The sequence below is a fragment of the Streptomyces muensis genome, assembly GCF_021474425.1.
GTDB classification, from domain to species: Bacteria; Actinomycetota; Actinomycetes; order Streptomycetales; family Streptomycetaceae; genus Streptomyces; species Streptomyces muensis.
On the sequence record NZ_JAKEIP010000014.1, the window covers coordinates 60,876 to 83,847 of the forward strand.

General features: G+C 70.1%; 24 protein-coding genes and 2 pseudogenes. 6 read left to right on the plus strand and 20 right to left on the minus strand.

Annotated elements, in window-relative coordinates:
* Nucleotides 1-120: 120 nt before the first annotated feature.
* Nucleotides 121-1,137 (plus strand): zinc-dependent alcohol dehydrogenase family protein, encoded by a 1,017-nt coding sequence (locus tag L0P92_RS06600; protein ID WP_234761565.1) that lies wholly within the window; start codon nucleotides 121-123, stop codon nucleotides 1,135-1,137.
* Nucleotides 1,138-1,157: 20 nt separating this feature from the next.
* A complete protein-coding gene (locus tag L0P92_RS06605; RefSeq protein WP_234761566.1) occupies nucleotides 1,158-1,925 on the plus strand; it encodes a glucose 1-dehydrogenase in 768 nt (255 codons plus the stop codon).
* Between the two features lie 62 nt (nucleotides 1,926-1,987).
* Here the strand turns inward: L0P92_RS06605 and L0P92_RS06610 are convergent.
* Nucleotides 1,988-3,496 (minus strand): annotated as a pseudogene (locus L0P92_RS06610) (TerD family protein); the annotation flags it as partial.
* Nucleotides 3,497-3,578: 82 nt separating this feature from the next.
* Between L0P92_RS06610 and L0P92_RS06615 the strand changes: the two are divergent.
* Nucleotides 3,579-3,956, plus strand: a complete 378-nt coding sequence (locus L0P92_RS06615; RefSeq protein WP_234761567.1) for a hypothetical protein — start codon at nucleotides 3,579-3,581, stop codon at nucleotides 3,954-3,956.
* 489 nt (nucleotides 3,957-4,445) lie between these two features.
* Here the strand turns inward: L0P92_RS06615 and L0P92_RS06620 are convergent, their stop codons facing one another.
* The 12 genes from L0P92_RS06620 to L0P92_RS06675 all read right to left on the minus strand — a co-directional run bounded on the left by L0P92_RS06620 (nucleotide 4,446) and on the right by L0P92_RS06675 (nucleotide 14,580).
* Nucleotides 4,446-4,583: a hypothetical protein gene (locus tag L0P92_RS06620; protein WP_234761568.1), complete on the minus strand. Its 138-nt coding sequence runs from the start codon at nucleotides 4,581-4,583 to the stop codon at nucleotides 4,446-4,448.
* Between the two features lie 33 nt (nucleotides 4,584-4,616).
* Complete coding sequence (locus tag L0P92_RS06625; protein WP_234761569.1) at nucleotides 4,617-5,558, minus strand: zinc-binding dehydrogenase; 942 nt, start codon at nucleotides 5,556-5,558, stop codon at nucleotides 4,617-4,619.
* A 31-nt stretch (nucleotides 5,559-5,589) separates the two neighbouring features.
* The gene (locus L0P92_RS06630) at nucleotides 5,590-6,147 is read right to left on the minus strand and encodes a TetR/AcrR family transcriptional regulator (protein WP_234761570.1); all 558 of its coding nucleotides are present in this window, start codon (nucleotides 6,145-6,147) and stop codon (nucleotides 5,590-5,592) included.
* A gap of 380 nt (nucleotides 6,148-6,527) precedes the next feature.
* On the minus strand, nucleotides 6,528-7,628 hold the full coding sequence (locus tag L0P92_RS06635; RefSeq protein WP_234761571.1) for a hypothetical protein: 1,101 nt from the start codon (nucleotides 7,626-7,628) through the stop codon (nucleotides 6,528-6,530).
* A 226-nt stretch (nucleotides 7,629-7,854) separates the two neighbouring features.
* Nucleotides 7,855-8,301, minus strand: coding sequence for a cupin domain-containing protein (locus L0P92_RS06640; protein ID WP_234761572.1), 447 nt, complete (start codon nucleotides 8,299-8,301; stop codon nucleotides 7,855-7,857).
* A 76-nt stretch (nucleotides 8,302-8,377) separates the two neighbouring features.
* Entirely contained in the window at nucleotides 8,378-8,872 is a 495-nt protein-coding gene (gene rraA, locus L0P92_RS06645) for a ribonuclease E activity regulator RraA (protein WP_234761573.1), read from the minus strand.
* A gap of 60 nt (nucleotides 8,873-8,932) precedes the next feature.
* The gene (gene otnC, locus L0P92_RS06650; RefSeq protein WP_234761574.1) at nucleotides 8,933-9,577 is read right to left on the minus strand and encodes a 3-oxo-tetronate 4-phosphate decarboxylase; all 645 of its coding nucleotides are present in this window, start codon (nucleotides 9,575-9,577) and stop codon (nucleotides 8,933-8,935) included.
* The gene (gene otnK / locus L0P92_RS06655; RefSeq protein ID WP_234761575.1) at nucleotides 9,574-10,848 is read right to left on the minus strand and encodes a 3-oxo-tetronate kinase; all 1,275 of its coding nucleotides are present in this window, start codon (nucleotides 10,846-10,848) and stop codon (nucleotides 9,574-9,576) included. Before otnK ends, otnC begins: the two co-directional genes overlap by 4 nt.
* An 89-nt stretch (nucleotides 10,849-10,937) precedes the next feature.
* Nucleotides 10,938-12,026 (minus strand): isocitrate/isopropylmalate dehydrogenase family protein, encoded by a 1,089-nt coding sequence (locus tag L0P92_RS06660; protein WP_234761576.1) that lies wholly within the window; start codon nucleotides 12,024-12,026, stop codon nucleotides 10,938-10,940.
* Between the two features lie 58 nt (nucleotides 12,027-12,084).
* Nucleotides 12,085-12,921: a sugar phosphate isomerase/epimerase family protein gene (locus L0P92_RS06665; RefSeq protein ID WP_234761577.1), complete on the minus strand. Its 837-nt coding sequence runs from the start codon at nucleotides 12,919-12,921 to the stop codon at nucleotides 12,085-12,087.
* Complete coding sequence (locus tag L0P92_RS06670) at nucleotides 12,918-13,601, minus strand: aspartate/glutamate racemase family protein (RefSeq protein ID WP_234761578.1); 684 nt, start codon at nucleotides 13,599-13,601, stop codon at nucleotides 12,918-12,920. The genes L0P92_RS06665 and L0P92_RS06670 overlap by 4 nt, the downstream gene beginning before the upstream one ends.
* Nucleotides 13,602-13,866: 265 nt before the next feature.
* A complete protein-coding gene (locus L0P92_RS06675; RefSeq protein WP_234761579.1) occupies nucleotides 13,867-14,580 on the minus strand; it encodes a FadR/GntR family transcriptional regulator in 714 nt (237 codons plus the stop codon).
* A gap of 361 nt (nucleotides 14,581-14,941) precedes the next feature.
* Here L0P92_RS06675 and L0P92_RS06680 point away from each other — a divergent pair, with 361 nt between their 5' ends.
* On the plus strand, nucleotides 14,942-16,237 hold the full coding sequence (locus L0P92_RS06680) for a CitMHS family transporter (RefSeq protein ID WP_234761580.1): 1,296 nt from the start codon (nucleotides 14,942-14,944) through the stop codon (nucleotides 16,235-16,237).
* Between the two features lie 120 nt (nucleotides 16,238-16,357).
* On the opposite strand, the gene L0P92_RS06685 is transcribed toward L0P92_RS06680, so the two are convergent.
* From L0P92_RS06685 to L0P92_RS45405, 5 genes and pseudogenes are all read right to left on the minus strand, one after another.
* On the minus strand, nucleotides 16,358-16,720 hold the full coding sequence (locus L0P92_RS06685) for a glutamate ligase domain-containing protein (protein WP_234761581.1): 363 nt from the start codon (nucleotides 16,718-16,720) through the stop codon (nucleotides 16,358-16,360).
* Complete coding sequence (locus tag L0P92_RS06690; protein ID WP_505016537.1) at nucleotides 16,720-17,019, minus strand: cysteine peptidase family C39 domain-containing protein; 300 nt, start codon at nucleotides 17,017-17,019, stop codon at nucleotides 16,720-16,722. Before L0P92_RS06690 ends, L0P92_RS06685 begins: the two co-directional genes overlap by 1 nt.
* Before the next feature lie 43 nt (nucleotides 17,020-17,062).
* The gene (locus L0P92_RS06695; protein ID WP_308289634.1) at nucleotides 17,063-17,581 is read right to left on the minus strand and encodes a hypothetical protein; all 519 of its coding nucleotides are present in this window, start codon (nucleotides 17,579-17,581) and stop codon (nucleotides 17,063-17,065) included.
* A gap of 92 nt (nucleotides 17,582-17,673) precedes the next feature.
* Nucleotides 17,674-17,880 (minus strand): annotated as a pseudogene (locus L0P92_RS45170) (D-alanine--D-alanine ligase family protein); the annotation flags it as partial.
* Nucleotides 17,880-18,377, minus strand: a complete 498-nt coding sequence (locus tag L0P92_RS45405; protein WP_234761583.1) for a D-alanine--D-alanine ligase — start codon at nucleotides 18,375-18,377, stop codon at nucleotides 17,880-17,882. The pseudogene L0P92_RS45170 and the gene L0P92_RS45405, both read right to left, overlap by 1 nt.
* A 312-nt stretch (nucleotides 18,378-18,689) precedes the next feature.
* On the opposite strand from L0P92_RS45405, the gene L0P92_RS06705 reads away from it, so the two are divergent.
* The gene (locus L0P92_RS06705; protein ID WP_234761584.1) at nucleotides 18,690-19,430 is read left to right on the plus strand and encodes a tyrosine-type recombinase/integrase; all 741 of its coding nucleotides are present in this window, start codon (nucleotides 18,690-18,692) and stop codon (nucleotides 19,428-19,430) included.
* Between the two features lie 237 nt (nucleotides 19,431-19,667).
* On the opposite strand, the gene L0P92_RS06710 is transcribed toward L0P92_RS06705, so the two are convergent.
* Nucleotides 19,668-20,828 (minus strand): magnesium and cobalt transport protein CorA, encoded by a 1,161-nt coding sequence (locus L0P92_RS06710; protein ID WP_234761585.1) that lies wholly within the window; start codon nucleotides 20,826-20,828, stop codon nucleotides 19,668-19,670.
* A 163-nt stretch (nucleotides 20,829-20,991) separates the two neighbouring features.
* Between L0P92_RS06710 and L0P92_RS06715 the strand changes: the two genes are divergently transcribed.
* Entirely contained in the window at nucleotides 20,992-22,116 is a 1,125-nt protein-coding gene (locus tag L0P92_RS06715) for a winged helix DNA-binding domain-containing protein (RefSeq protein WP_234761586.1), read from the plus strand.
* Nucleotides 22,117-22,130: 14 nt separating this feature from the next.
* Here the strand turns inward: L0P92_RS06715 and L0P92_RS06720 are convergent, their stop codons facing one another.
* Entirely contained in the window at nucleotides 22,131-22,778 is a 648-nt protein-coding gene (locus tag L0P92_RS06720; RefSeq protein ID WP_234761587.1) for a LysE family translocator, read from the minus strand.
* Nucleotides 22,779-22,972 lie beyond the last annotated feature (194 nt).

Genomic DNA, 22,972 nt, shown 5'->3' on the forward strand with positions numbered 1-22,972 from the left:
GCCAGTACATGTAACAGCGGGTCCTTCCGTGCGCGCGTGACCTGCCGTTTCATCGATGTCGGGCCGGCGGACGCCCGCCCCTCCCGACCTTCTCCCCCTCTCACGATCACGGAAAGAATCATGCGCGCAACCGTCCTTCACGCCCCCCGCGACGTACGGGTCGAAGACCGGCCCAGGGCCGCCCTGCAGCAGCCCACCGATGCGGTGATCCGCACCGTCGCCACCTGTGTGTGCGGCTCGGACCTGTGGGACTACCGAGGCGTCAACGAGATCGCCGAGCCCACGCCCGGCGGCCACGAATACGTCGGCATCGTCGAAGAGGTCGGCAGCGAGGTGACGGGCATCAAGCCCGGCCAACTCGTGGTCGGATTGTTCTTCGCCTCGGACAACACCTGCCCCAACTGCGAGAACGGCTACCAGACCAACTGCCTGCACCGAGAGTTCGTCGGCGGCTGCCAGGCCGAGTACGTCCGCGTCCCGCTCGCCGACGGCACCCTGGTCCACGTCCCCGGCGATGTGGCCGAGGAGCACATCCCGAGCCTGCTGGCCTGCTCCGACGTGATGGGCACCGGCTGGTACGCGGCCGTCGCCGCCCAGGTCGAGCCCGGTGACACCGTCGCGGTGGTCGGGGACGGCGCGGTCGGCCTGTGCGCGGTCATCGCCGCCAAGGAACTCGGGGCGACGCGGATCATCGCCATGTCCCGCCACGCGCCGCGCCAGCAGCTGGCCCGCGAGTTCGGCGCCACCGACGTCGTCGCCGAGCGCGGCCACGAGGGCGCTGCCCGGATCAAGGAGCTGACCGGCGGCATCGGCGCGGACGCCGTCCTGGAGTGCGTGGGCAACCCCGAGTCCATGCGGCAGGCCCTGCACTCCACCCGCCCCGGCGGCAATGTCGGCTTCGTCGGCGTCCCGCACGGTGTGCAGATCGACGGCGAGGAGCTGTTCTTCTCCCACGTGGCCCTGCGCGGCGGCCCCGCCCCGGTCCGCGCCTTCCTGCCCGACCTCATCGAGCGCGTCCTCACCGGCCGGATCAACCCGGGCAAGGTCTTCGACCTCGAACTCCCCCTGGACCAGGCCGCCGAGGGCTATCGCGCCATGGACGAGCGCCGCGCCATCAAGACCCTCCTGCGCCCCTGAAAGAGATGGGCCCCCTGAGCATGAACCCGCAATACGACTTCGAAGGCCAGGTCGCCCTGGTCACCGGCGCGGCCTCCGGCATGGGACTGGCCGCCGCCCGCGCCTTCGCCCAGGCCGGTGCGGCCGTCGTGCTGGCCGACGTGAACGAGGCCGCCGTGCGGACCGCGGCGAAGGAACTCACCGACGCCGGGCACCAGGCCATCGGTGTGGTGTGCGACGTCACCGACGAGGACCAGGCCGCCGCCATGGTCCAGAGCGCGGTGGACACCTACGGTCGCCTGGACATGGCCTTCAACAACGCCGGTATCCAGGTCCCGCCTTCGGACGCCGCCGACGAGACGGCCGAGAACTTCGACCGCGTCAACGGTGTCAACCTGCGTGGCGTGTGGGCCGCCCAGAAGCACGAGCTGCGCCAGATGCGCACCCAGGGCTCCGGCGCGATCGTCAACTGCTCTTCCCTCGGTGGGCTGGTCGGCCTGCCCGAGCGCGCCGCCTACCACGCCTCCAAGCACGGTGTGATCGGCCTGACCAAGAGCGCCGCGGTCGAGTACGCGCCGCGAGGCATTCGCATCAACGCCGTCTGCCCCGGCGTGATCGAGACCCCGATGGTTGCCGACATGCTCGAGGGGCAGGCCGAGGCCATGGCCGCGATCATGAGCGAGCAGCCCATCGGGCGCCTCGGCCAGGCCGAGGAGGTCGCCGCCGCCGCCCTGTGGCTGTGCAGCCCCGGGGCCAGCTTCGTGATCGGCGTCGCCCTGCCCGTCGACGGCGGATACACCACCCACTGAACGCCCTCCGACCGGGACACCTGGCGCCGGGGCTCGGCACGCACACACCATCGCACGGTCGTTCAGTCGGCGATGTCGACTCCGTATCCGCGTGCGAGGGCGTCGAGGCCCTGGTCGTAGCCCTGGCCGACGGCTCGTAGGCGCCAGACCGGGCCTCTGCGGTAGATCTCCGCGAGCAGCATGGTGCGTTCGGTGGTGGCGGCGTCCAGGGTGGCCCGGGCCAGCGGTGCGCCGCTGCTGCCGGGGGCGGCGCCGATCTGGATGGCGCCGACCGTCCCGAAGGCGGCGGTGCCGTCGATGGCCGCGGCGACGACGACCTTGCGCGTCGCGGGCGGCAGGGAGGCCAGGTTGAGGGCGATGGTCTGCTCGGCAGGGCCGCCGGTGAGCAGTCGCACGGTTCCGGCGGGGTGCTCGGGAGCGCCGTAGAAGATGAAGTCCTCGTCGAAGGTGACCTGTTCGTCCTCGTCGAGGAGGAAGGCGACGACGTCGATCTCGTAGTCGGCCTGCGGGGCCCAGCCTGCGGTGACGTACCACTCCGGCGCGGGTCTGCCGTGCGGCATCGGCAGGTCGATGACACCGCCTCTCGGCATCACGTGCGGCTCCTGGGGCCGGAGGGCAGCCGCGGCCGGGGCGGTGACGGTCGGAGCGGTGAGCCAGTGGAGGTCGTGCACGGGGAGTTCGAGGGCGGCGATGCGGCTCATGCGCCGGTCGCCCGGTCCTCCCTCCAGGAGTACGACGTCGGTGACGCTGGCGGACAGGTTGATCGCCGCTGAGCCGCCCAGCTCGACGATGCGGGTGCGAGCCGCCGCGGCGTCGGCGTGGACACCGCCGAGCACCAGCACGCGACGCCCGGCCAGAGGCTTGTCCGAAGTGCCGACGGAGGGCACCGGTCGACGCGGAGCGGGTACGGGCGCACCGAGGGCGGCCGTGGGCAGGGCCGCGACCTCCGGGACGGGTACGGGTGCGGGTACGGCAGAGGTCGTTGTGGGCGCCAACTCCACGGTTCTGACGACTGGTTCTGCTTCCGGCTCGGCCACCGGGGCGACAGTGACGGCCGTCGCCTCATGTGCCGTCCCCGGTCGTACGTCGGCCAGCAGCCGCAGGAAGGTGTGCTCGTCGATGACCGGCACGCCTTCGGCGACTGCGCGTCGGGCCTTCGCCGAACCGGACGCCGGTTCATTGGTGACCAGCACGCTGGTGTGCCGGCTGACGGAGGTCATCATGTTCAGCCCGGCGGCGACCGCCCGCCCGACCAGCTCCGCCCGGGCATGGGCGGTCTCACCGGTGATCGCGACCTTCATGCCCTGCTGGAGCGGCCCGCCAGGAGTCAGCCGTCCCGGATTGCGGTAGGCGCAGCGAGTCTTCGGCGGCTTCGGCGTGAACTGCGATTCCGCCCGGGGCGGGCAGGCCACCAGCGGCAAGGGCAGATCGAGCCGCGCCGCCTCGCGCAGTGAGGCCCGCAGGATCCCGGCCAGCACACGGGTGTCGTCCAGCGCATCGTGCGCCCGTTGCTGGGGGATGCCGTAATGGGCGGCGAGGGTGCCGAGTTTCATGTCGTCCGTCGGCGGATCGCCCCGGAGGCATGCAGATGCGGTGCTGCACGCGCCGAGGCACTCGGGCTACGACGTGTCGAGCGAAGCGGGTGGCTTGTGAGTGGACGCCAAGGTCTCCGTGCTCGTTGAGGCGGACCTCGACGGTAATGGCACGGAACCCGCGGCCGAGTGGGACGCTGGGACTCGCCCCGATGTACTGCATGAGTCGGCCACGCACCTCGGGTTGGTTGTCCTCGACGACTCGTTGACGGCGCTCAGGCTGTTCGAGGGCGGCGAGGCCGTGCTCAGTGGTGAAGTCTTCGCCCACGGGCGAATGTTTCTTGTACCCGGCGATGTGGCGTGGGCAAAGGCGCAGCCGGTCTGGAGCACACGCCACGGACGTCCGAGCGCGGGACGTTTCCGCTACCTTGGGCTGAGCGTGATCGAGCCGTTCGAGGTGGACGTTCAATTTGTTTCGAGCCCTGCAGGGATGAAGTAGCCCCCGTCGTTGCCTGGCTCGAAGGCCCCCGCGATCCCAGTGATCGCGGGGGTTCTGCTTTTCCAGCGCGGCTGAAGCGGCGTGCTGGGCGCGCTCCGCTGTCACTGTGGAGACCTGCTCGCATGGCGGGTCAACCCCACCCTTCATGACCCTTACCTCGTACGAGAAGTCAACGGCGCGATTTCGCGTCCCGGTACGGGAGGAAGAAGTACCTGTCCTCCGCATCTCGGACGAGCTGATCTGCCTGGTTCTCCATCCCTGCGCGACGCAGGGTACGGCGACGGCGGATGATCTGAGGCGGATCGCTTCCACCGGGATGGGGCGGACGGCGACCGGATCGAGGGACGCAGCTCGGATTCCGTACGTGCAGTACTCCGCGACCACGCGACAGCACCGCCCTTTGAGCGCCGTTGCTGAGGCCAAAGTCAGGTCGCAGCAACGGCACGCGGACGGCTCAGATGTCCCGCAGGTACCAGAACACCAGCTCCATCACCAGCCGCAGATGCGCCAGAACAGGTGCCGCGCGGTCTTGCGCACCTCCGCCGGCGCGCGCAGCTCGATCGCGCAGAGCGCCGCGTGCAGCTCATCGGTCGTTTTCAGTGTGATTTGTGCGACTTCACGCGCCACTCGCGGGACGCCACCTCTTCAGCAGTATGCGCTTCAATAGGAGATGACGATCTTGCCGAGCCGCTCGTTGTGGGTCAGGTCCGTGAAGGCCGTGCGGAACCGGCCGATGTCGTGGACCGCTTCCACGACGGGCGTGATCTCACCGCGGACGACCATGTCCAGGATGCGGGTCTGCGCCGCGGTGGAGGAGTGCGGGACGTAGACGAATGGCACCTTCCTCTTGCTGAACAGGGATGCGGCCGTGCCCGCGAGGTCCTTGTGCGGATTGACGTTGACGAAGGTCCCGCACCGGGACAGCTTCTTCCTCACCTCGCCGAAGCGCAGCCTCCCGGAGAGGTCGAAGACGGCGTCGTAGGTGCCGGTCAGGTCCTCGAAGGACGTGTCGCGGTAGGAGTGGACGGTCCTCGCACCGAGTTCCTTCAGACGCGGACCGGAGTTCCGGCCGCCGATCGCCGTGACGTCGGCACCGAGGGCGGCGGCGATCTGCACGGCGTACACGCCCACACCACCACTCGCGCCGACGACGAGGACGCTGTCCCCGGGGCGCGGTGTGGCCTTGTCCAGGCCGGTCAGCGCGGTCTCGGCGCCGATGGGCAGGGCCGCGGCCTCAAGGAAGCCGAGGTTGTCGGGAAGCTCGGCGAGGTACTCCTCACGGATGGCCACGTACTGGGCCAGTGCCTTCTCGCCCTTCGTCAGATGGGGGCCGCCCATGACGTGTTGCCCGTGTGTGAAGCGCCGGCCGTCCGAGCGGACGACACCGGAGAACTCCAGGCCCAGGTTGACCGCTCTCCGTCTGGTCCTGCGGGTCAGTGAACGCGGGTCGTCGTCCTGGGTGAACCCCTTCTCCCAGGCGCTCAGGGCGACGGCCTTGACCTCGACGAGCACCTCGCCCTCGGCGGGGCGCGGGGTGGGCACCGTACCGAGATGGAACTTCTCGGCACCCTTCTTGGTGGCGTCGATCAGCATCGCTTCCATGCGGGGTTCTCCGTTCAACGGTCGGGCAGCCTCAGTGGGCCGGTGTCGGGAACAGCCGCAGAAGGACGTCGGCGGCCTCGTCCTGGCGCAGGCGCTGGGCGATGACCGCTTCGCACAGACGGTCCGCGGCTCCCAGGAAGGCCGCGGTCAGGGCGTACGCGGTCCGCTGATCGACCCCGGTCAACTCGGCCACGAGAGGGCAGTAGCGCTCGGCGTCGTCGGCGAACACGGCGCCGGGGCGCTCGCCCGCGGTGACGAGAGCGGCGCCGATGTCCGCGTGGAGGGCCCCGTTCTCCAGCGTGCACGCGATGTAGGCATCGCACAGTGCCCGCAGTGCGCCCTCGGCCGCGGTCCCGGTTTCCCGGTAGGCGGCCATCACCTCCATGACAGTGTCCTCGTATTCGGCACCGACACGCTGGGACATGGCGCCCAGCAGCCCGGCGAGGGAGCCGAAATGCTGGTAGGCGATGGGCTTGCTGACACCGCAGGCATCCGCGAGCCGGGCCAGCGTCAGGGAACCGGCCCCCTCCTCCCGCGCCGTACGCAGCGCGGTCTCCAGCAACAACTCCTTCCGCGTCGCGGCTGACACCCGCCGCCGCTTCACCGGACTCTCCGAGCCGACCCCTCCCATATACGCCCCTCTCGCTCCGGACTCCATCGTTATTACCATTCGTAACTTACAGGCAGTAGCTTAGGGAGGCAACGGGAAGCCGGCACGGGCAGGAGCCCGCGATCGAGAAGGTCGACCAGGTCGGTCATCGGCTGGACCGGGAGTGGGACGGGCGCCGTCACGGGGTGCTTGTGCGCCGAAGGCGGAGACCAGGATCGTGTACCTGCAGGTCGGAGGCGAGGGTGGATCTTCTCGGATTCCATCATCGGTGGGTCACCTCCCAGCCGAGTGGCGGTCGGGGTCCGATCGCTTTCCTCGCTCGCTGTGGGCGGGTGCGCCCGTTGCCTGCGTCTTGTCCTCTATGCCGTCTGGGCCCGAGCGGCTGAGCCGACTTGGCTTCGGGGGAGTTCCGTGAACCGCACGCCCATCGATTCCATGGCGGCGACATCGGCCATGACGTCCCTCGCGTCCTCGGGGAAGGAGATTCCCGGACGGGGCCGGTCGCGACCGTTCAGCCCCAGCACACGTTCCAACTGCGTCACCGTGCCGGCTGCCGTGAGATGGGCTTGTCCTTCGGGGTCCTTCACCAGGACTCTGCGGGTGGCCGGGCCGTTCTTGATGGTGACGACGAACTCGTGCGGGGCACCGTCCTTCTCTCCCGGGCCGTGCAGGATCCCGAACCTGCGCTCTTTTGAAAGCCTCGCCCAGAGACCGGAGTTCACCAGCGCGGCGAATCCCGAGTTGGTGGGACGGTGGTCGAAGGCCATACGCACCGACACTCCTCGCGCGTGACCCGTGGTGACCAGTGTGGCCTGCTCGGGGCTGTTGAAGAGACGGCAGGAACGGGTCTGTCCGTTACTGAAGGTCACCGCACGAGGTTCCGTCATGCCTCGCACGGTGCGTGTCTCGCCGCGCTCCCAGAGCTCGAACGGCAGGTGCACGTCGACGAAGCCGGTCGCGGAGTCGGGGCCGGTCTTGTCCTTGAGGCTCAGCAGGATGTCGATGTCGACATGATCGGCCGGCGCGCCCCATCCGTACGCCGCGGCGGTCACCGCAGCCGCGCTCGCCATCCAGCCCGAGGCGAGGACGACCGGAGCCGTCACCGTCTCCTGCGCCAGTGTCCGGTGCGCGTCCTCGACGCGCGCCAGCCAGCGGGCGATGTCAACGACAGGGATGCCCCGCCGGGCGGCGGAGTGCAGCAGACGGTCGTTGTGATCGTTGACGGCCACCAGGACCGCGTCCGGCAGCGGGTCGACATCGGCGAGTGGGTCATCGTCCGTGACATCGATCCGCACCGCACCCGCGAGGCCATGGAGCCGTGCGGCTGCTTCCGCTGTGAAGAAGCGCCGGCCTCCGACGACCACATCCATGTCCGGATGCCTGCGGGCGATCAGATCGCTGATGAGCGTCCCCGCTGTGCCGTACCCACCCACCACGAGAACTCTGTTGCTCTTCGTCATCTCACGGACTCCATAAGTTACGACGAGTAAGTTACTAGTCGTAACTTACCACGAGGTCGACAGACAAAGAAGCGGGACGTCGGATGTCCGGACACGATGTGGCGCCGAACCTGAAGAAACAGAGAGTGCCCGTCCGGTGAGCGCACGTTGCCTGCCGCGCCTACTGGCTCGGCGTATTTCGCGGGGCCAGATGATTCGCCGGATGTTCGCAGGTGCGGCGGTCTCTTCACGCGGACTTGCCGTGCTCGGCGTCGACGCGCGCGGTGACGCCCGTTTCGACGAGGGTGCGGGTGGCGTCGACCGAAGCGTAGATCCACAGGATCCGCATGGGTTCGGTGGCGGAGGCGTTGCGGAAGCGGTGGGGTGTGCCGGCGGCGACGTAAGTGGTGTCGAAGCGGGTCACGTGGTGTTCGGTGCCGTCGATCTCGACGATGGCGTCGCCTTCGAGGATGGTGACGCTCTCGGGGCAGTTGTGGGTGTGCAGCGGGATGCCGGCGCCACCGGCGAAGAGCGTCTGGCCGGTGAGGAAGACCTCCGCTCCGACCGCTCGGGTGACCAGGGGGATGGTGCGCGCGCCGCCTCCGCGACTGAAGGCGGTCAGCTCGGCCGGGCGCAGGACGGCGGGCGGGAAGGCGGCGAAGCAGGGCTCATCGGTGGTGGGCTGGGGGCACAAGGTGGTGTTACTCCGTGTCGGAGGGGGAGACGTAGAGGGGCTCGATCGAGCGGCACGGCGAGGCCGGGCGGTCAGCTCACCTGTGGTCGGGGAGGAGCGCGATGCCGTCGTCGTCGGCGTGCAGGATGTCGCCGGGCCGGAAGGTGACGCCGCCGAAGGTGATGGGGACGTCGATGGCTCCGGCGCCGTCCTTGGCGCTCTTGCGGGGGATGGTGCCGAGGGCCTTGACGCCGAGTCGGAGACCGGCGAGGGCGACGCTGTCGCGGACGGCGCCGTGCAGAACGAGCCCGGCCCAGCCGTTGTCCTGGGCGGCGCCGGCGATGAGGTCGCCGACCAGGGCGGTGCGCAGGGAGCCGGCTCCGTCGACGACGAGGACGCGACCGTCGCCTGGGGTGTGCAACAGGTCGCGGAGCAGGCCGTTGTCCTCGTGGCAGGAGACGGTGCGCACGGGGCCCGCGAAAGCGCGGTGAGCACCGAACTGGCGGAACTGGAGGTCGCAGACGCGCAGTTCGGCCCCGTACTGGTCGACCAGGTCGGCGGTGGGGACAGGGGCGGTCAGGGGTTCGGACACTGAAGGGGCTCCTTCGCTGGGGGATGGAGGGGGCTGCCGTGCTCGCTTGGCATCCGGCCGTCAGGAGAATGTGGGCGCGAGCGCGGCAGCCTGTTCGGGGGTGAGGGGACGGGTGGCGTGTCCCCGCAGCAGGAGGTGGAGTTTGGCCGTCTCCTCCAGTTCCTCGATCGCGTCGGCGGCCTGTTCCAGGCTCGCGCCGGCGACGACGGGACCGTGGTTGGCGAGGAGGACGGCGTGGTGGTCCCGGGCCGTCCGTTCGGCGAGCGGTTCCAGGCTGCTGTCGCCCGGGGCGTGGTAGGGCAGCAGCGGCAGGGTGCCGACGCGCATCGCGTAGTACGCGGTGAGAGGGGGCAGGGCGTCGGCCGGGTTCAGGTCGGCCAGGCAGGAGACGGCGGCGGCGTGGGTGGAGTGCAGGTGTACGACCGCGTGGGCCGTGGGCCGGGCCCGGTAGAAGGCGGCGTGCAGAAACGCCTCCTTGGTGGGCCGTGGGCCGTCGAGGTGACGGCCGGTCAGGTCGGTGCGGGACAGATCCGTCTCCTCGACCGTGCCCAGGCTGGAACCGGTGGGGGTGAGCAGCAGGGTGCCGTCGGCCAGGCGGACGGACAGGTTGCCGGTGGAGCCGTGCGTCAGGCTGCGGGTGAACAGGGAGCGTGCGGTGCGTACGAGGAGTGCGCGGGCCGCCTTCTCGTCGGTGTGGGCGCTCACTCGGTCTCCTCGGCCGGGGAGGCGAGGGCGCGGGTGAACAGGTCGGGGGCGCCGAAGTTGCCGGACTTGAGCATGAGCGCGAGGTCGCCGGCCTTGGTGGTGGCGTACGTCCACGGGACGCCGGGGTCGGCTTCGTCGCCGACGAGGACGGCACGGACGCCGAGGGCGGTGGTGACGGCGCCGGAGGTCTCCCCGCCCGCGACGAGCAGACGGCGTACGCCGCGATCGACGAGGTGGGACGCCAGCGTGCCGAGCAGCTCCTCGACCTGCGCGGCGGCCTCGGCGACACCCAACTGTGCCTGCACGGCGGCAAGTTCCTCAGGTGAGGCGGAGGCGTAGATGAGGACGGGCAGGTCGGGATCCTGCTCGTCGTACCAGGCCAGCGCCTCACCGGTGACATCGCGTCCGGTGGCGGCGGCCAGGACGTCGAGGTGGAGGGAGGGCAGGCCGGCGGCGTAGAACTGGGCGATCTGCTCCAGGGTGCGGGCCGAGCAGCTGCCGGCCAGGACGGCGGCCCGCCCCGCGCGCGGCAGCGGTTCGGCGGCAGCCCGTCCGGCGGTGGGGTAGGCGTGACCGAGCCCTTCGGCCAGGCCCGCGGCCCCGGCGACGACGGGCAGTTCGAGCGCCGCGGCGCCGAGCACGGCGAGGTCGTCGTCGGTGAGGGCGTCGGCGATGACGTGCCGGACGCCGGCCCGCTGGTGCGTCAGAAGCGCCTCGCGTACGGCGTCGGCCCCACGGCGGACCGTGCTCCAGTCGATCAGCCCCACCTTGTGGCCGGTCTGCGCCGACAGCAGACGCACCAGGGCGGAATCCGTCATGGGGTTGAGGGGGTGGTGACGCAGCGGCGAGTCGGACAGCAGCTGGTCGTGGACGAAGAGGTGGCCCTGGTAGACGGTGCGGCCGTTGGGCGGGGAGGCCGGACAGTGCAGGGTGACGGCGGCACCGGCGGCGCCCGTCAGCGCGTCGGTGACCGGGCCGATGTTGCCCTGCGGGGTGGAGTCGAAGGTGGAGCAGTACTTGATGTAGACCTGCGCCGCGCCCTTGGTCCACAGCCAGCGCTGGGCGGCGAGCGAGTCGCCGACGGCCTCGTCGGCGGGCGTGGAACGGGACTTCAGGGCGACCACGGCGGCGTCACAGTCGGCGGGCAGCGCGGTGGTGTCGTCCGGGGTGCCGAAGACCAGGGCGGTGCGCAGGCCCGCCCGCCGGAATGCGGCGGCGACATCGGTGCCACCGGTGAAGTCGTCGGCTATGCAGCCGATGCGCAGGGTCATGGTCGGGGCCTCTCCTGGGGCAAGCGAGCGTGCGGGCGGGCGTGGGGGCCGGGGCGGGCTGCGCAGCGGCCCGCCCCGGAACGGGTGGATCAGTTCTGGCCGGCGCCTGCGGTGATGGCCTTGATGACGGCGGCGGTGAACTCGGTGGTGGAGGCGGAGCCGCCGAGGTCGCGGGTGGAGGTGCCGGCTGCGATAGCTTCGGCCACCCCCTTCTCGATGACCTGGGCAACAGTGGCCAGGACATCGTCGCCGTGCTTGGCGGCGAGCCACTCGAACAGCATCGCGCCGGACAGGATCATGGCGACCGGGTTGGCGATGTTCTGCCCGGCGATGTCGGGGGCAGAGCCGTGGGACGCCTGGGCCATGGCGGTGGTGGCGGAGGCGTTGATCGACGGGGCGGTGCCCAGCGAGCCGGAGATCTCGCCGGCCAGGTCGGAGAGGATGTCGCCGAACATGTTCTCGGTCACGATGACGTCGAAGTCCTGGGCTCGGCGCACCAGGTGGACGGTCATGGCGTCGATGTGGAAGTCGTCCACCGCCACGTCCGGGTAGTCCTGGGCGACTTCCTGGCAGACGGTGCGGAACAGGCCCGTGGTGAGCTTCAGGACGTTGGCCTTGTGGACGATGGTGAGCTTCTTGCGGCGGGAGCGGGCCAGGTCGAAGGCGACACGGGCGACGCGCTCGGTGGCCTCGCGGGTGATGATGCCCATCATGATCGCCGTGTCGGCGGTGGGCATGAACTCGCCGGTGCCGGCGAAGGTGTTGCGGTCGGCGTAGAAGCCCTCGGTGTTCTCGCGGACGATGGCGAGGTCGGCGTTGTCGCACACGGCCTTCGCGGCGGGGAAGCTCTTGGCGGGACGGATGTTGGCGAAGAGCTGGAAGTGCTTGCGCAGGGTGCCCGAGGGGTTGAGCGCGGACTTGTGCGGCTCGGGGTAGCTGACGGAGTCGTGCGGTCCGAGGTACCAGCCGTCCAGTCCCGCGAGGGCGTCCTTGGTCTCCTCGGGGACGGGGGTGCCGTGGGACTCGATGGCGGTGGCGCCGAGCGGCAGGGTCACCCAGTCGACCGAGACGCCGGCGGCCTCGGCGGCGGCAGTGGCGATCTCCACGGAGGACGGGACGATCTCGGGGCCGATGCCGTCGCCCTCGAGGACGCCGAGGCGGTAGGTCTTGGTGCTCATGGTGCGGGTTCCTTTCAGAACGGGTCGGTCGTGGACCCTGGGGGAGTCGAGGGACGGGTCAGGCAAGGACGGCCGCCGCATCGGTCAGCGCGGTCCAGGAACGGGCGGCGGCTCTGGGGCTGTCACCGTCCTGGGTGTGCTCCAGCGTCAGCCAACCGGTGAAACCACCCGCGTGGAGCGCCTTCAGCAGGGACGGGAGGCGGGGATCGCCGACGGTCAAGGGGCCCCGCGTGACGGGCGCCGCGAGTTGCAGGCACCCGGTGACGGCGGCGTGGTCCGCGATGGCCCGCATGGTGTCGACGCCCTCGGCATCGAGGTGGTGGGTGTCCAGCACCAGCCCGGCCGGAGCGCCGAGCGACTCGATGACCGCCCGGGTCTCGTCAGGGGTGTGCCACAGCGAGGTGTTGGCACGGGACTGCGGCTCCAGCAACAGTCGACTGCCGTGCGCGGACGCCTCCTCGGCCAGCTGCTCCACGGCGCGTTCGGCCCAGCCGCGCTGCATGTCCGCCAGCCCGGGCAGGAAGGTGCCGCGCGTCTGGCCGAGGGTGACCGGCACACCTAGTTCGCCGGCCAGCCGGGCCGCGCCCAGCAGCCGGAACAGGGCGTGCCGGCGTACGTCCGGCGACGGGTCGGTCAGCGTCAGCTGGTCCTGGGCCGCGACCGGTCCGGTGCCGATGCCCAAGACCCGCAGCCCGGCGGCCTCGACGGTCCGCGTCAGGGCCTCGGCGTCGCGTGCGCCCGTCTCACGGACCTGCACCTCCACGCCGTCGTAGCCGAATTCGGCCAGGTGGCGGACGGCTTCGGCGAGGGGCGCGGCGTAGCCGAGCGGCATGGGGGCGGCGCAGTCGTCACCGGAGACCGTGTAGGCAAGGGGCCAAGGCAGCCGCGGCGTCACGGCGCGACCGCCGCGGCAGTGGCCGGCCGCCCCTCACCCGGCAGGAGCAGACCGCGCAGTTCACGGGCGGCGGCGCCGGCACCGTCCAGGACGGGCAGCTCCACCAGTGCGGCCAGCGCTTCGGCGGCCGGGGTCAGCGAGTACTGCGCCAGCAGCACCGCGTCGGCGTCGGCGCCCCCTGCGGCTCGCAGTGCGTCGGCCAGGTGGCGGGCGGTCGCTTCGGCATCATCCGCGTCGGCGGCGTCCTCGCTGAGAGCGGTCACGATGTCCAGGGGACGGTCCGGCCGTACCGCCGGGACGAGCGCTTCGAGCTGTGTGACGGCGGCCGGAACGGCAGGCGGGGTGGAGGCGACGACGGCGATGCGCCGGTACGGACCGGCCAGGGCGGCCTTGAACATCGCCTCGTCGGACTTCAGGACGGGCACGTCCCACAGGGTGCGGGCGGTGTCCACCACCTCCCCGTAGGAGGAGCAGGTCAGCAGCAGGCCCTGGGCGCCGCCGTCCATCACGTGTCCGATCAGTCGGAGCATGCGCCGCCGCAGCGTGTCGGTGAGCCCGCCGGCCAGGCGGGCATCGTCAAGCAGACGGTCGTCCATCACGTTCCAGACGGCGGCCTGCGGGAACTCCCGCGCGAACGCCTGCTCGGCGACGCGGGCGCCGCTCGGCACAGCGTGGATCATGGCGACCAGAGGGTGGGATTCGATCACCGGGGTTCTTACCTCTTCCGGTAGGCGGGGACCGGCAAGGGTCCCGACCGCGGGCCCGCTCCGGACAGCGCGAAACGCATCGTCGCAGCACAGGAGAAGGACCGGGATGGGGGGCGGCATCGTTTCGTCGGGTTGCCGCGCCGCCACTGTATGGCCAACCGGTAAACCGGTCAACCGGTTGAGGTTGCGAGGCGCCCATAGGGCACCGAAGGCGGGTTCGGCGCCCGTGCGCCTACGGCTATCCCTCGCGCTGTTCCAGTGCCTCCATCAGGCGCCGCGACGCGCCGTCCATGTGCCGGGCCATGGCCGTGCGTGCGGCCTCGGCATCGCCCTTCGCGACCGCCTCGTAGATCGGTACGTGGTCCGCGTAGGCCACTTCGCGGGACCGGACGGCACCCGTGCGCTCGACCCAGCCGCGCTGGATCATCGCCCGCATGCCTTTGAGCATGTCCCGCAGCACCGCGTTGCCGGCCAGCTCACCCAGAGCGGCGTGGAAGGCGGTGTCCGCCTCGGGGAACTCCTCGTCCGGGCAGTCCCGCATCGCCGTCAGTCGGGCGCGCAGCAGTACGACGCCCGCCTCGTCGCGCGCCTGCGCGGCCAGGCCGGCGACTACCACCTCGAGCTCCGCGCGGGCCTGCACCATGTCCCGGGCGCCCCGCTCGCCGAGGACGAGGCCCAGCTCGAACAGGCGGTAGAGCACATCGGAGTCGGCGCCGCGGAAGTACGTCCCGCTGGACTGTCGGATCTCCAACAGGCCGAGGAAGCCGAGCGACTTGATCGCCTCACGCACGGTGGGCCGGTTCACCCCGAGCATCTCGGTCAGCTGCCGCTCCGACGGAATGCGGTCGCCGGGCTGCACCTCGCCGGACATCAGGTAGTCGATCAGGCGGCGGGAGACCTCGGCAGCCAGCGGCTCCCGGGGCTCGACCGTGATCCTGGCGAGTTCGGCCATCGAATTCCTCACTTCGGTATTGACGCGATGGCTGGATTCTAGTTACCTACCGGCAATCCGGTAAACCGGTCTTCCGGCACTCCGGTGAGCTGCCCCACGTTTCCCCTTTCAGTTGGCCGCCACCGGATGCCTCAGCCATGCCAGGCGCACCCCTGACCTCCCCACCGGGCCGCTGCCCGCCGCAACCGTGCGCCCAAAACGCCGTACAGGAGCCGCACGTACCATGACCGACCCGACGCATGAGCCGAGCACGGCATCGCGTGCGCTGCCGGCCGCCTTCCGAACCGGCACGCACTGAAACTCGCGCCATCCTGCGCCGCCGGCCCACCGGCGGCCCTCAGCCCTGCACCAAGGAGCAACGATGCTCGCCGTCCTCGGCTTCGCCACCCTGGGCAGCTTCATGCTGCTCGTGATGCGGAAGTACCTTTCCGCCTTCACCGCCATCATGCTCACGCCCATCGCCGCCGCCCTCATCGCGGGCAAGGGCACCAAGCTCGGCGACATGATCATGAACGGCCTGGAGACCGTCGCACCCACCGCGGCCCTGCTGCTGTTCGCAGTCCTCTACTTCGGTCTCATGATGGAGGTCAAACTCTTCGAGCCCCTCTGCCAGGCCATCGTCCGGGCATCCAAGGGTGACCCGGTCCGCATCGTCGTGGGCACCGCCGTGCTCGCCCTGCTCGTCGCCCTGGACGGCGACGGCACCACCAGCTACATGATCATCTGTTCCGCGTTCCTGCCCATCTACCGACGTCTGGGCATGAATCCGCTCGTCCTCGCCACTCTCGCCGCGATGGCACTGGGCACGATCTCCGGCACCACCCCCTGGGGCGGCGCCTCCACGCGGGGCATCAGCGTCCTGCATCTGAGCGCCACCGAGTACTTCGTCCACATGATCGGCCCCATGGCCCTCACCAGCCTGGCCATCGTCGCCGTCGCGTACTGGCTCGGCCTGCGTGAACGCAGCAAGATCGACCCGGAGAAGCTCGCCAACTACAAGCTGGAGATCGCCTCCGGCGAGGCGTTCGAGCCAGTGAAGGCGGACTGGCGCATGTGGTTCAACGCCGCCCTCACCCTGCTGCTGATGGCGCTGCTCATCCTTGAGGTCGCCGACCTGCTGGTGCTGTTCATGGTGGCGTTCGTCATCGCCCTGCTCGTGAACATACGCGGCATCGGCGACCAGCAGGACCTCATCAAGCGCCAGGCCGCCAACGCAGTGCCCGTGATGATCCTCGTCCTCGCCGCCGGCGTCTTCACCGGCATCATGACCGACTCCGGCATGATCAAGGCCATGGCGGACGCGGCCCTCGCCGTCGTCCCCGACTCCATGGGCAACCTCATCCCCCTGGTCACCGCCGTGCTCGCCCTGCCACTCGGCTTCTTCATGTCCAACGACGCCTACTGGTTCGGCGTGGTCCCCGTCCTCGCCGAATCCGCCGCCCACTACGGCATCGACGCCAACGAGATCGCCCGGGCCGGCGCCATCGGCCAGATCCTGCACATGATGGGCCCCACCAGCGCCCCGCTCTGGGTCCTCCTCGGACTGATCAAGGCCGAGCTGGGCGACTTCCAGAAGCACGCCCTGCGCTGGGGGATTCCGGTCTCTGCCGCCTACATCGTCTTCGCCGTCATCACGGGCGCGATCAGCGTCACCTGAGTCGGCGGCGGAGCAGCCTGGCCAAGGGACGGGCTACGAGGACCAGAACCTATGCGACCGGCGTGAACAGTCGCCCCGGGGATCTGTTCGGGGCACAGCACCGAGCGGATCACATCCGGCTCACAGGCCCGTGACGGCCTGCCCGGTGAGCGCTTGGGCGATCTGCCAGAGTTGACCGCCACGGGATGCCTTGACGAGGACGACGTCACCGGGGCGGAGGATGGATTCGAGGTAGGCGGCGGCGGTGGCGTTGCCGCCTACCAGTGCAATGTCCGGAACGCCCGCAGCACCTGCGGAGAGGGCTAGTTGCTTGGCGAGGTCTCCGCCGACTGCCACGACGAGATCGACGCCGTTTTCGGCCACCATGCGCCCCACTTCGCGGTGCGATTCGACGGCCTCGTCTCCCAGTTCCAGCATCTCTCCGAGTACGGCGATCCTCCGGCCGCCTGCGGCCTCGGTCGTGTCGCCGTCTGCCTCGGTCATCAGGACTCTCCGTTGATCAGGGGCGCGAAGGTGATTGCGCGGCCGGTGTAGGAACGGGACACGCGGCTGAGCGGCACTCGGTCGTGCGTCTGACCCCAGGCCGACGGGTCTCGGAAGTGGACCGTCGGGTCGGGGCCGTCCTCGTAGCCGCGAAGGATGACGAGGTGGCCGCCGGCGCGGCCGTCATCGGGGAACTGCTCGGTCACGGACACGATGAGCGGAGCGTCGTCGAGCCGCCTCGTCAGGTCCGCTACCGGGACGGGCTCAGCGGCCGAGGGGACTCCGAGATCGGTCGCCAAGCTCGCGATCCCCGCGTGAAGTGCTCCACGCGGGGTCAGAACCTCATGTTTGACGGCGAGTTTCAGGAGTTCCGTGACCGTGGGTGCTTCGCGCCCGTAGGCGAGCAGGATCATTCTCAGTGATGCGAGGCCACAGGGCCGGTGGGACCATTCGATCCTGTCTCCTAGTGCCCATCCTCCGTGTTGATCCCACTCGGCGGGTCGATGAGCTGACGGCACATGGGGACATCGTGGACGCGCTGCACAGCGGCGGGCTCCTACGGCGAGACGGCAGCCTCCCGGGCCCGTGTGGTGCCGGCGAACGCGGGAGTGGGCAGGGGAACATCGTATGGCGGGCGGGCCAGCGCCTCGTGCAGCATCGCCAACATGACGTCCGAGTACGTGAGTCCGACCATCGCGGCCCCACCGCGAAGTTGCTGTCACGGGACATACCCGGCGTGCTGTTGATCTCCAGCACGTACGGCTCGCCGTCCGTGGTGACGATGAAGTCGATGCGCGCTGATCCGCGCAGCCCGAGGCCGTCCCACAGCGTCCGAGCATCCCCGGTGATCTTGTCCAGCACATCGAGCTCCAACTCGGCGGGCGCACGGTCACGGTGCCCCTGGAGTTCTCGTCGAGCTTCGTGTCGGCGTCGTAGAAGTCGGCTTCGGCATCCTCGGTGGCCAGCGGCGGGAAGATGACCACTGAGCCGCCCGGCAGCTCCAGCAGCCCCACCGTCATCGGCGTGCCCGTCACGTACTCCTCGACGAGCACGGCGTCGCCCTCGTCGCCGGCAGCGTCCGCCAGAGCGCCAGGCAGGTCCGCCGGATCTCGTACGAGGCTCATGCCCACGCTGGATCCGCCGAACGGCGGCTTGACCATCAGGGGGTGCCCGTTCCAGACCACCGGACCAGACGGTGCCAGCCGGGCGCAGGGACGCCGAGGGTGAGCATCAGCCGCTTGCAGAGGATCTTGTCGGCAGCCACCGCGGATGCGCCGACTCCGCTGCCGCAGTAGGGAACGCGCAGGTAGTCGAGCAGCCCCTGCAACCGGCCGTCCTCGCCGTGCGGGCCGTGCAGGTTGGAGAGGACCACGTCGTACTCGACCAGTTCCATGAAGAGGGAGTCGTCCGCGTCCTCTGGCTCCGCCTCCGCGAGGGCATAGCCTCCCTCGTGCCGCAGGCACAGGACGCGATGGCGCTCGTCGAGGACGACGGCTCCCGTCACCACGACGGGGCAGCGACGGCCGTGGGTGCAGGCGCGGCGCTGCGAGTGGTCGCGGGCCGCGTCGTAGACCGGCAGCAGCGCCATCGTGTCGGCAGGGTGCTCGTGGAGGTAGTGGGAGAGTTCCCGAACGATCTGGTCGTCCCTGACGCTCACGGGGCGTCCAGCCCGTTCCGCTCGGCATAGACCCACAGCAGCCGCCGAGTCAGAAGGGCGACATCGCCCTTCTGGCAGACGGGAGTTCGCGGAGCGCCTGGCACTATCAAGCGCATCGACGAACGCGTCCGCCTCCACATCCGGCCTCAGCTGGGCACCGTCGCCCCGCGGGACATCAGCCCGGCGGTACTGCGTGGCTACATCGCCGCACTGGAGAACGAGTGCTCGCCGCGTTACACCCGGCAGATCCTCACCTCGCTCTCGAACATTTTCGAGACCTCCATCGACGACAAGCGGCTGGCACGCAATCCGATGCGGGCCAAGTCCGTGCGCTGGCCGAAGGTGCCGGAGGACCAGCGGGAAGCCTGGCCGCTGGAGACCGCGCAGCGCGTACGGGACGCGATCAACGCGCGCTACCGCATTGCGGTGGTGGCCGCGTTGGGCTGCGGTCTGCGGCAGGGCGAAGTGTTCGGCCTGTCCCCGGAGGACGTCGACTTCGTCCGCGGAGTCGTGCGTGTCCAGCGACAGGTACAACTCCTCCATGGGCGCTTGTACTTCACCTTGCCGAAGGGCGGCAGGACGCGCGTCGTCGACATGCCGCCGTCGGTCGCTGCGGCGCTGGCCCAGTACTGCATGGAGTACCCCGCAGTCGAGGTCGAGCTGCCGTGGGGCGGTCCGGAGCCCGAACGGGAGACGAAGAAGTTCCCGCTCGTCCTCACAACGACCTACGGCAACGCTATCCGCGCGAACATCTTCAACGTCGAGGTGTGGAAGCCGGCCCTGGCCGTCGCCGGCGTCATCCCCATGCGGAAGAAGGACGAGCGGTGGACGGTATCTCGCAAGGACGGCTTCCACGTGCTCCGGCACACGTACGCCTCGGTCATCCTCGAAGCGGGCGAGTCCGTTGTCACCCTTGCACGCTGGCTCGGCCACTCCAGCCTGACCATCACCCTGGACTACTACGCTCACTTCATGCCCGAGGCCGGCGGGAAGGGGCGCGGGGCCATCGACGCCTTGCTCGGCCAGACCAGCGCCGTCGCCACGGCCGCGTAGATGGACACGTTCGGCGTTTTCAGCCCGGAAGACGATCAGGTTCCGTGATCGTCGGTGCCCCCAGACCTCATCGCAGCAGCGCGGCTCTCCCATGCCAACGGCCACGATCGCAGGAGATCGCCCCGAACGGAGCGCGGCTCATTCTCCCCGGATTCTCCCCAGCGGCCTCAACCGCGTCTTCCGCGCCTGCGATCGGAGCTGCACACGCCCAGGACAGCAGCCCTCCACGGTGATTACTCAGAGCCAGTCCCGCCGCTTGAAGATGATGTACAGACTGGTACAGACAACCCCCATCAGCGCGATGGCGAAGGGGTATCCGAGCACCCAGTGCAACTCCGGCATGTGCCGGAAGTTCATCCCGTAGATCGTCCCGACCAGCGTCGGCGCGAACAGAATGGCCGCCCACGACGAGATCTTCTTGATCTCCTCGTTCTGCTCGAACCCCGCCTCCGCCAACGCCCGCATCTCCGCGTTCTGTTGCTGCGTGACCAGCGTCGCGTTGACCGTGAGGATCTCCGTGAGGGCCTGGCGGAAGCCGTCGACGCGTTCGCTGGTGTGGGTGACGTGGTCGGCCACGTCGCGGAGGTAGCGCTGGAGTTCCTCGTCCGTGCCGTACTTGGAGAAGCCGGCCATCAGGCCGTGCAGCATGCCGACGAGCGGGCGGGTGGCGCGCTGGAACTCGACCATTTCACGGGAGAGTTCGTAGATGCGCCGGGAGACCTCGGGGTCGCCGCGGAAGACCTCGGTCTCGATCTCGTCGATGTCGTTCTGGACGCCCGCCACCACCGGCACATAGCCGTCGACCACGGCGTCCAGTATCGCGTAGAGCACCGCTTCCGGGCCGAGTTTGAGCAGCTCCGGAGTCTCCTCCATGCGTCGGCGCACCGCCGAGAGGTCGGGGGCGGCGCCGTGGCGGACCGTGATCACGAAGTCGGGGCCGACGAAGACGTGGAGTTCGCCGAAGTCGACCTCCTCGGGCGCGTCCAGGTAGCGGGCCGCGCGCAGGACCACGAAGAGGGTGTCGCCGTAGCGCTCCAGCTTGGGGCGCTGGTGGGCCTCCATGGCGTCCTCGACGGCGAGCGGGTGCAGATCGAACTCCGCGGCGAGGGAGAGGAGTTCGGCCTCGGTGGGGCGGGCCAGGCCGATCCAGGCCATGCCGGAGGGCTGGTCGCGCAGCTCGCGGAAGGTCTCGGCGAGGGTGGCGGGGGAGGAGACCCGGACACCGTCCTGGTACAGCGCCGCCTCCACGACGCTCACCACCTCGGTGGAGTCGGCCGCCGAAGAGGAGGCCGGCGTGGCCGGGGCCGGTGGCTGCGGGGGCTGTGGCGCGGTCAGGGCTCGGCGCCAGACGGACTTCATGGGGTTCTTCGAGGCGGGGCGGGCGCGTCGCTCGGACATCGCGGCTGCCTCCCGGACGAGACGACGAGTACGTGAACCAGTATGGGTGCGTGATCACGGAGCAGGATATACGGGGCGAATGGCCCGGGCGGGGGCAATCGATCCTGGATTCCGTGAGAGTTGCGGACCTCAGCTGTCCGCAAGTCTCACTAGCGTGCGGAGCATGACGAAGCCGACCAAGGCAGCGAAGGCGGTGGCGAGCACGGGCCCCGTCCTCACCACCCGCGCCCTCAACCGCGCCACCCTCGACCGGCAGCTCCTGCTGCGCCGCTCGCCGCTGTCCGCCTTGGCGGCCGTCGAACACCTCGTCGGCCTCCAGGCCCAGGAGGTCAAACCGCCCTACTACGCGCTCGCCGCCCGCCTCGACGGCTTCACACCGGAGGACCTCGCCGGACCGCTGGCCGACCGTGGCGCCGTACGCATCGTCACCCTGCGCTCGACGATCCATCTGCACACCGCCGACGACAGCCTCACCCTGCGTCCGCTGGTCCAGCCCGCCCGGGACCGGGAGGTGAGGCTCTTCCGCAAGGGCCTCGTCGGCGTCGACCTGGACCGGCTCGCCGCCGTCGCCCGCGAACTCGTCGAGGACGGGCCGCGCACCATGAAGCAGCTGCGCGAGGCGCTGAGCGCCAAGTGGCCGGACGCGGACGCGCAGTCCCTGGCCGTCGCCGCCCGCTGCAAGCTGCCCCTCGTCCAGGTCACCCCGCGCGGACTGTGGGGCCGCAGCGCCCAGGTCGCCCTCACCACCGTCGAGCACTGGCTGGGCCGCCCCGCCGAGGAGGCCGCCTCCCCGGACGCCACGGTGCTGCGCTATCTGGCCGCCTTCGGGCCGGCCTCCGTGAAGGACATGCAGACCTGGTCAGGGCTGACCCGGATGCGCCCCGCCTTCGAACGGCTCCGCCCGCGACTGCTCACCTTCCGGGACGAGAACGGTGTCGAACTCTTCGACCTCCCGGACGCCCCGCGCCCCGACCCGGACACCCCGGCCCCGCCGCGCTTCCTGCCGGAGTTCGACAACCTCCTGCTCTCCCACGCCGACCGCACCCGTGTGATCCCGCCCGCGAACCGCGGCCGTACCTGGCAGGTGAACACCGTCTACTGCCCGTTCCTCGTCGACGGCTTCCTCACCGGTGTGTGGCGCATCCTCGGCGACGCCCTCGTCATCGAGCCCTTCGGCAGGCTCACCAAGGCCCAGCGCGGGGAGGTGACCGAGGAAGCGGCGCGCATGCTCGAGGTCATGCACCCGGAGGCGGGCTACGACATTCGCTTCGGGACCGTCATTCCGTAGTCGGGCCCAGGTCCTCAGTCCGCGCGGCCCGTCACCGCCACCGTCACCCCGAGCCCGATCATGGTGAAGCCGCCGGCCCCGCCGATCAGTGACAGCCGCCGGTCCGAGCGGGCGAACCAGGTGCGGGTCGCGGACGCGGTCAGCCCCCACACGGTGTCCGTGACCAGCCCGATCAGGATCGGCACCAGGCCCAGCACCAGCATCTGCAGGGGCACCCGGCCCGCCGACTGGTCCACGAACTGCGGGAGTACGGCGGCGAAGAACACGATCCCCTTGGGGTTGGTGAGGCCGACCAGGGCGCCGTCGAGGACCGTACGCAGGTCACCGCGGGCCGGGCGCGCCGAGGCCCCTTCGGTCGCCGACACCCGCAGTTCTCTGCGATGCCGGAACGCCTGCACGCCGAGGAACACCAGATAGGCCGCGCCCGCCAGCTTGATCGCGAGGTAGATCGCGGCGGACCGCTCCACCAGCGAACCGACGCCCACCGCGACCGCGACCACCAGCAGATACGAGCCGAAGACATTGCCGACGGCCGTCGCCACCGCGGTGCGGCGGCCGTGGGCCAGCGCCCGTCCGATGATGAACAGCACGCTGGGGCCCGGGATCAGGATCACCAGCAGTGACATGGCCGCGAAGGCCAGCAGTCGATCGGCGGACACCATGCCCCTCACCTTCCCTACGATCTCGGCCATTCAACCCCGGGACGCGCGGACATGGATAGGGGGCGTTGCGGGGCGCGCGGGGGGGCCCCCCCCCCCCCCCCGCCCCCCACCCCCCCCCCCCCCGCCCCCGACCCATTAGGTAACAACCTCCCAAAAACCTGTGCACCGGGGGGGTTTTCCCGCGGTACCCGCCA

Excerpts from the sequence above, each read along its gene's own strand:
- L0P92_RS06600 (WP_234761565.1), top strand. The coding sequence starts at position 121 with ATGCGCGCAACCGTCCTTCACGCCCCCCGCGACGTACGGGTCGAAGAC.
- L0P92_RS06605 (WP_234761566.1), top strand. The coding sequence starts at position 1,158 with ATGAACCCGCAATACGACTTCGAAGGCCAGGTCGCCCTGGTCACCGGC.
- L0P92_RS06625 (WP_234761569.1), bottom strand. The coding sequence starts at position 5,558 with ATGGAAGCGATGCTGATCGACGCCACCAAGAAGGGTGCCGAGAAGTTC.
- L0P92_RS06635 (WP_234761571.1), bottom strand. The coding sequence starts at position 7,628 with ATGACGAAGAGCAACAGAGTTCTCGTGGTGGGTGGGTACGGCACAGCG.
- otnK (WP_234761575.1), bottom strand. The coding sequence starts at position 10,848 with ATGACCCTGCGCATCGGCTGCATAGCCGACGACTTCACCGGTGGCACC.
- L0P92_RS06660 (WP_234761576.1), bottom strand. The coding sequence starts at position 12,026 with ATGAGCACCAAGACCTACCGCCTCGGCGTCCTCGAGGGCGACGGCATC.
- L0P92_RS06670 (WP_234761578.1), bottom strand. The coding sequence starts at position 13,601 with ATGATCCACGCTGTGCCGAGCGGCGCCCGCGTCGCCGAGCAGGCGTTC.
- L0P92_RS06675 (WP_234761579.1), bottom strand. The coding sequence starts at position 14,580 with ATGGCCGAACTCGCCAGGATCACGGTCGAGCCCCGGGAGCCGCTGGCT.
- L0P92_RS06680 (WP_234761580.1), top strand. The coding sequence starts at position 14,942 with ATGCTCGCCGTCCTCGGCTTCGCCACCCTGGGCAGCTTCATGCTGCTC.
- L0P92_RS06685 (WP_234761581.1), bottom strand. The coding sequence starts at position 16,720 with ATGACCGAGGCAGACGGCGACACGACCGAGGCCGCAGGCGGCCGGAGG.
- L0P92_RS06705 (WP_234761584.1), top strand. The coding sequence starts at position 18,690 with ATGCGGGCCAAGTCCGTGCGCTGGCCGAAGGTGCCGGAGGACCAGCGG.
- L0P92_RS06710 (WP_234761585.1), bottom strand. The coding sequence starts at position 20,828 with ATGTCCGAGCGACGCGCCCGCCCCGCCTCGAAGAACCCCATGAAGTCC.
- L0P92_RS06715 (WP_234761586.1), top strand. The coding sequence starts at position 20,992 with ATGACGAAGCCGACCAAGGCAGCGAAGGCGGTGGCGAGCACGGGCCCC.
- L0P92_RS06720 (WP_234761587.1), bottom strand. The coding sequence starts at position 22,778 with ATGGTGTCCGCCGATCGACTGCTGGCCTTCGCGGCCATGTCACTGCTG.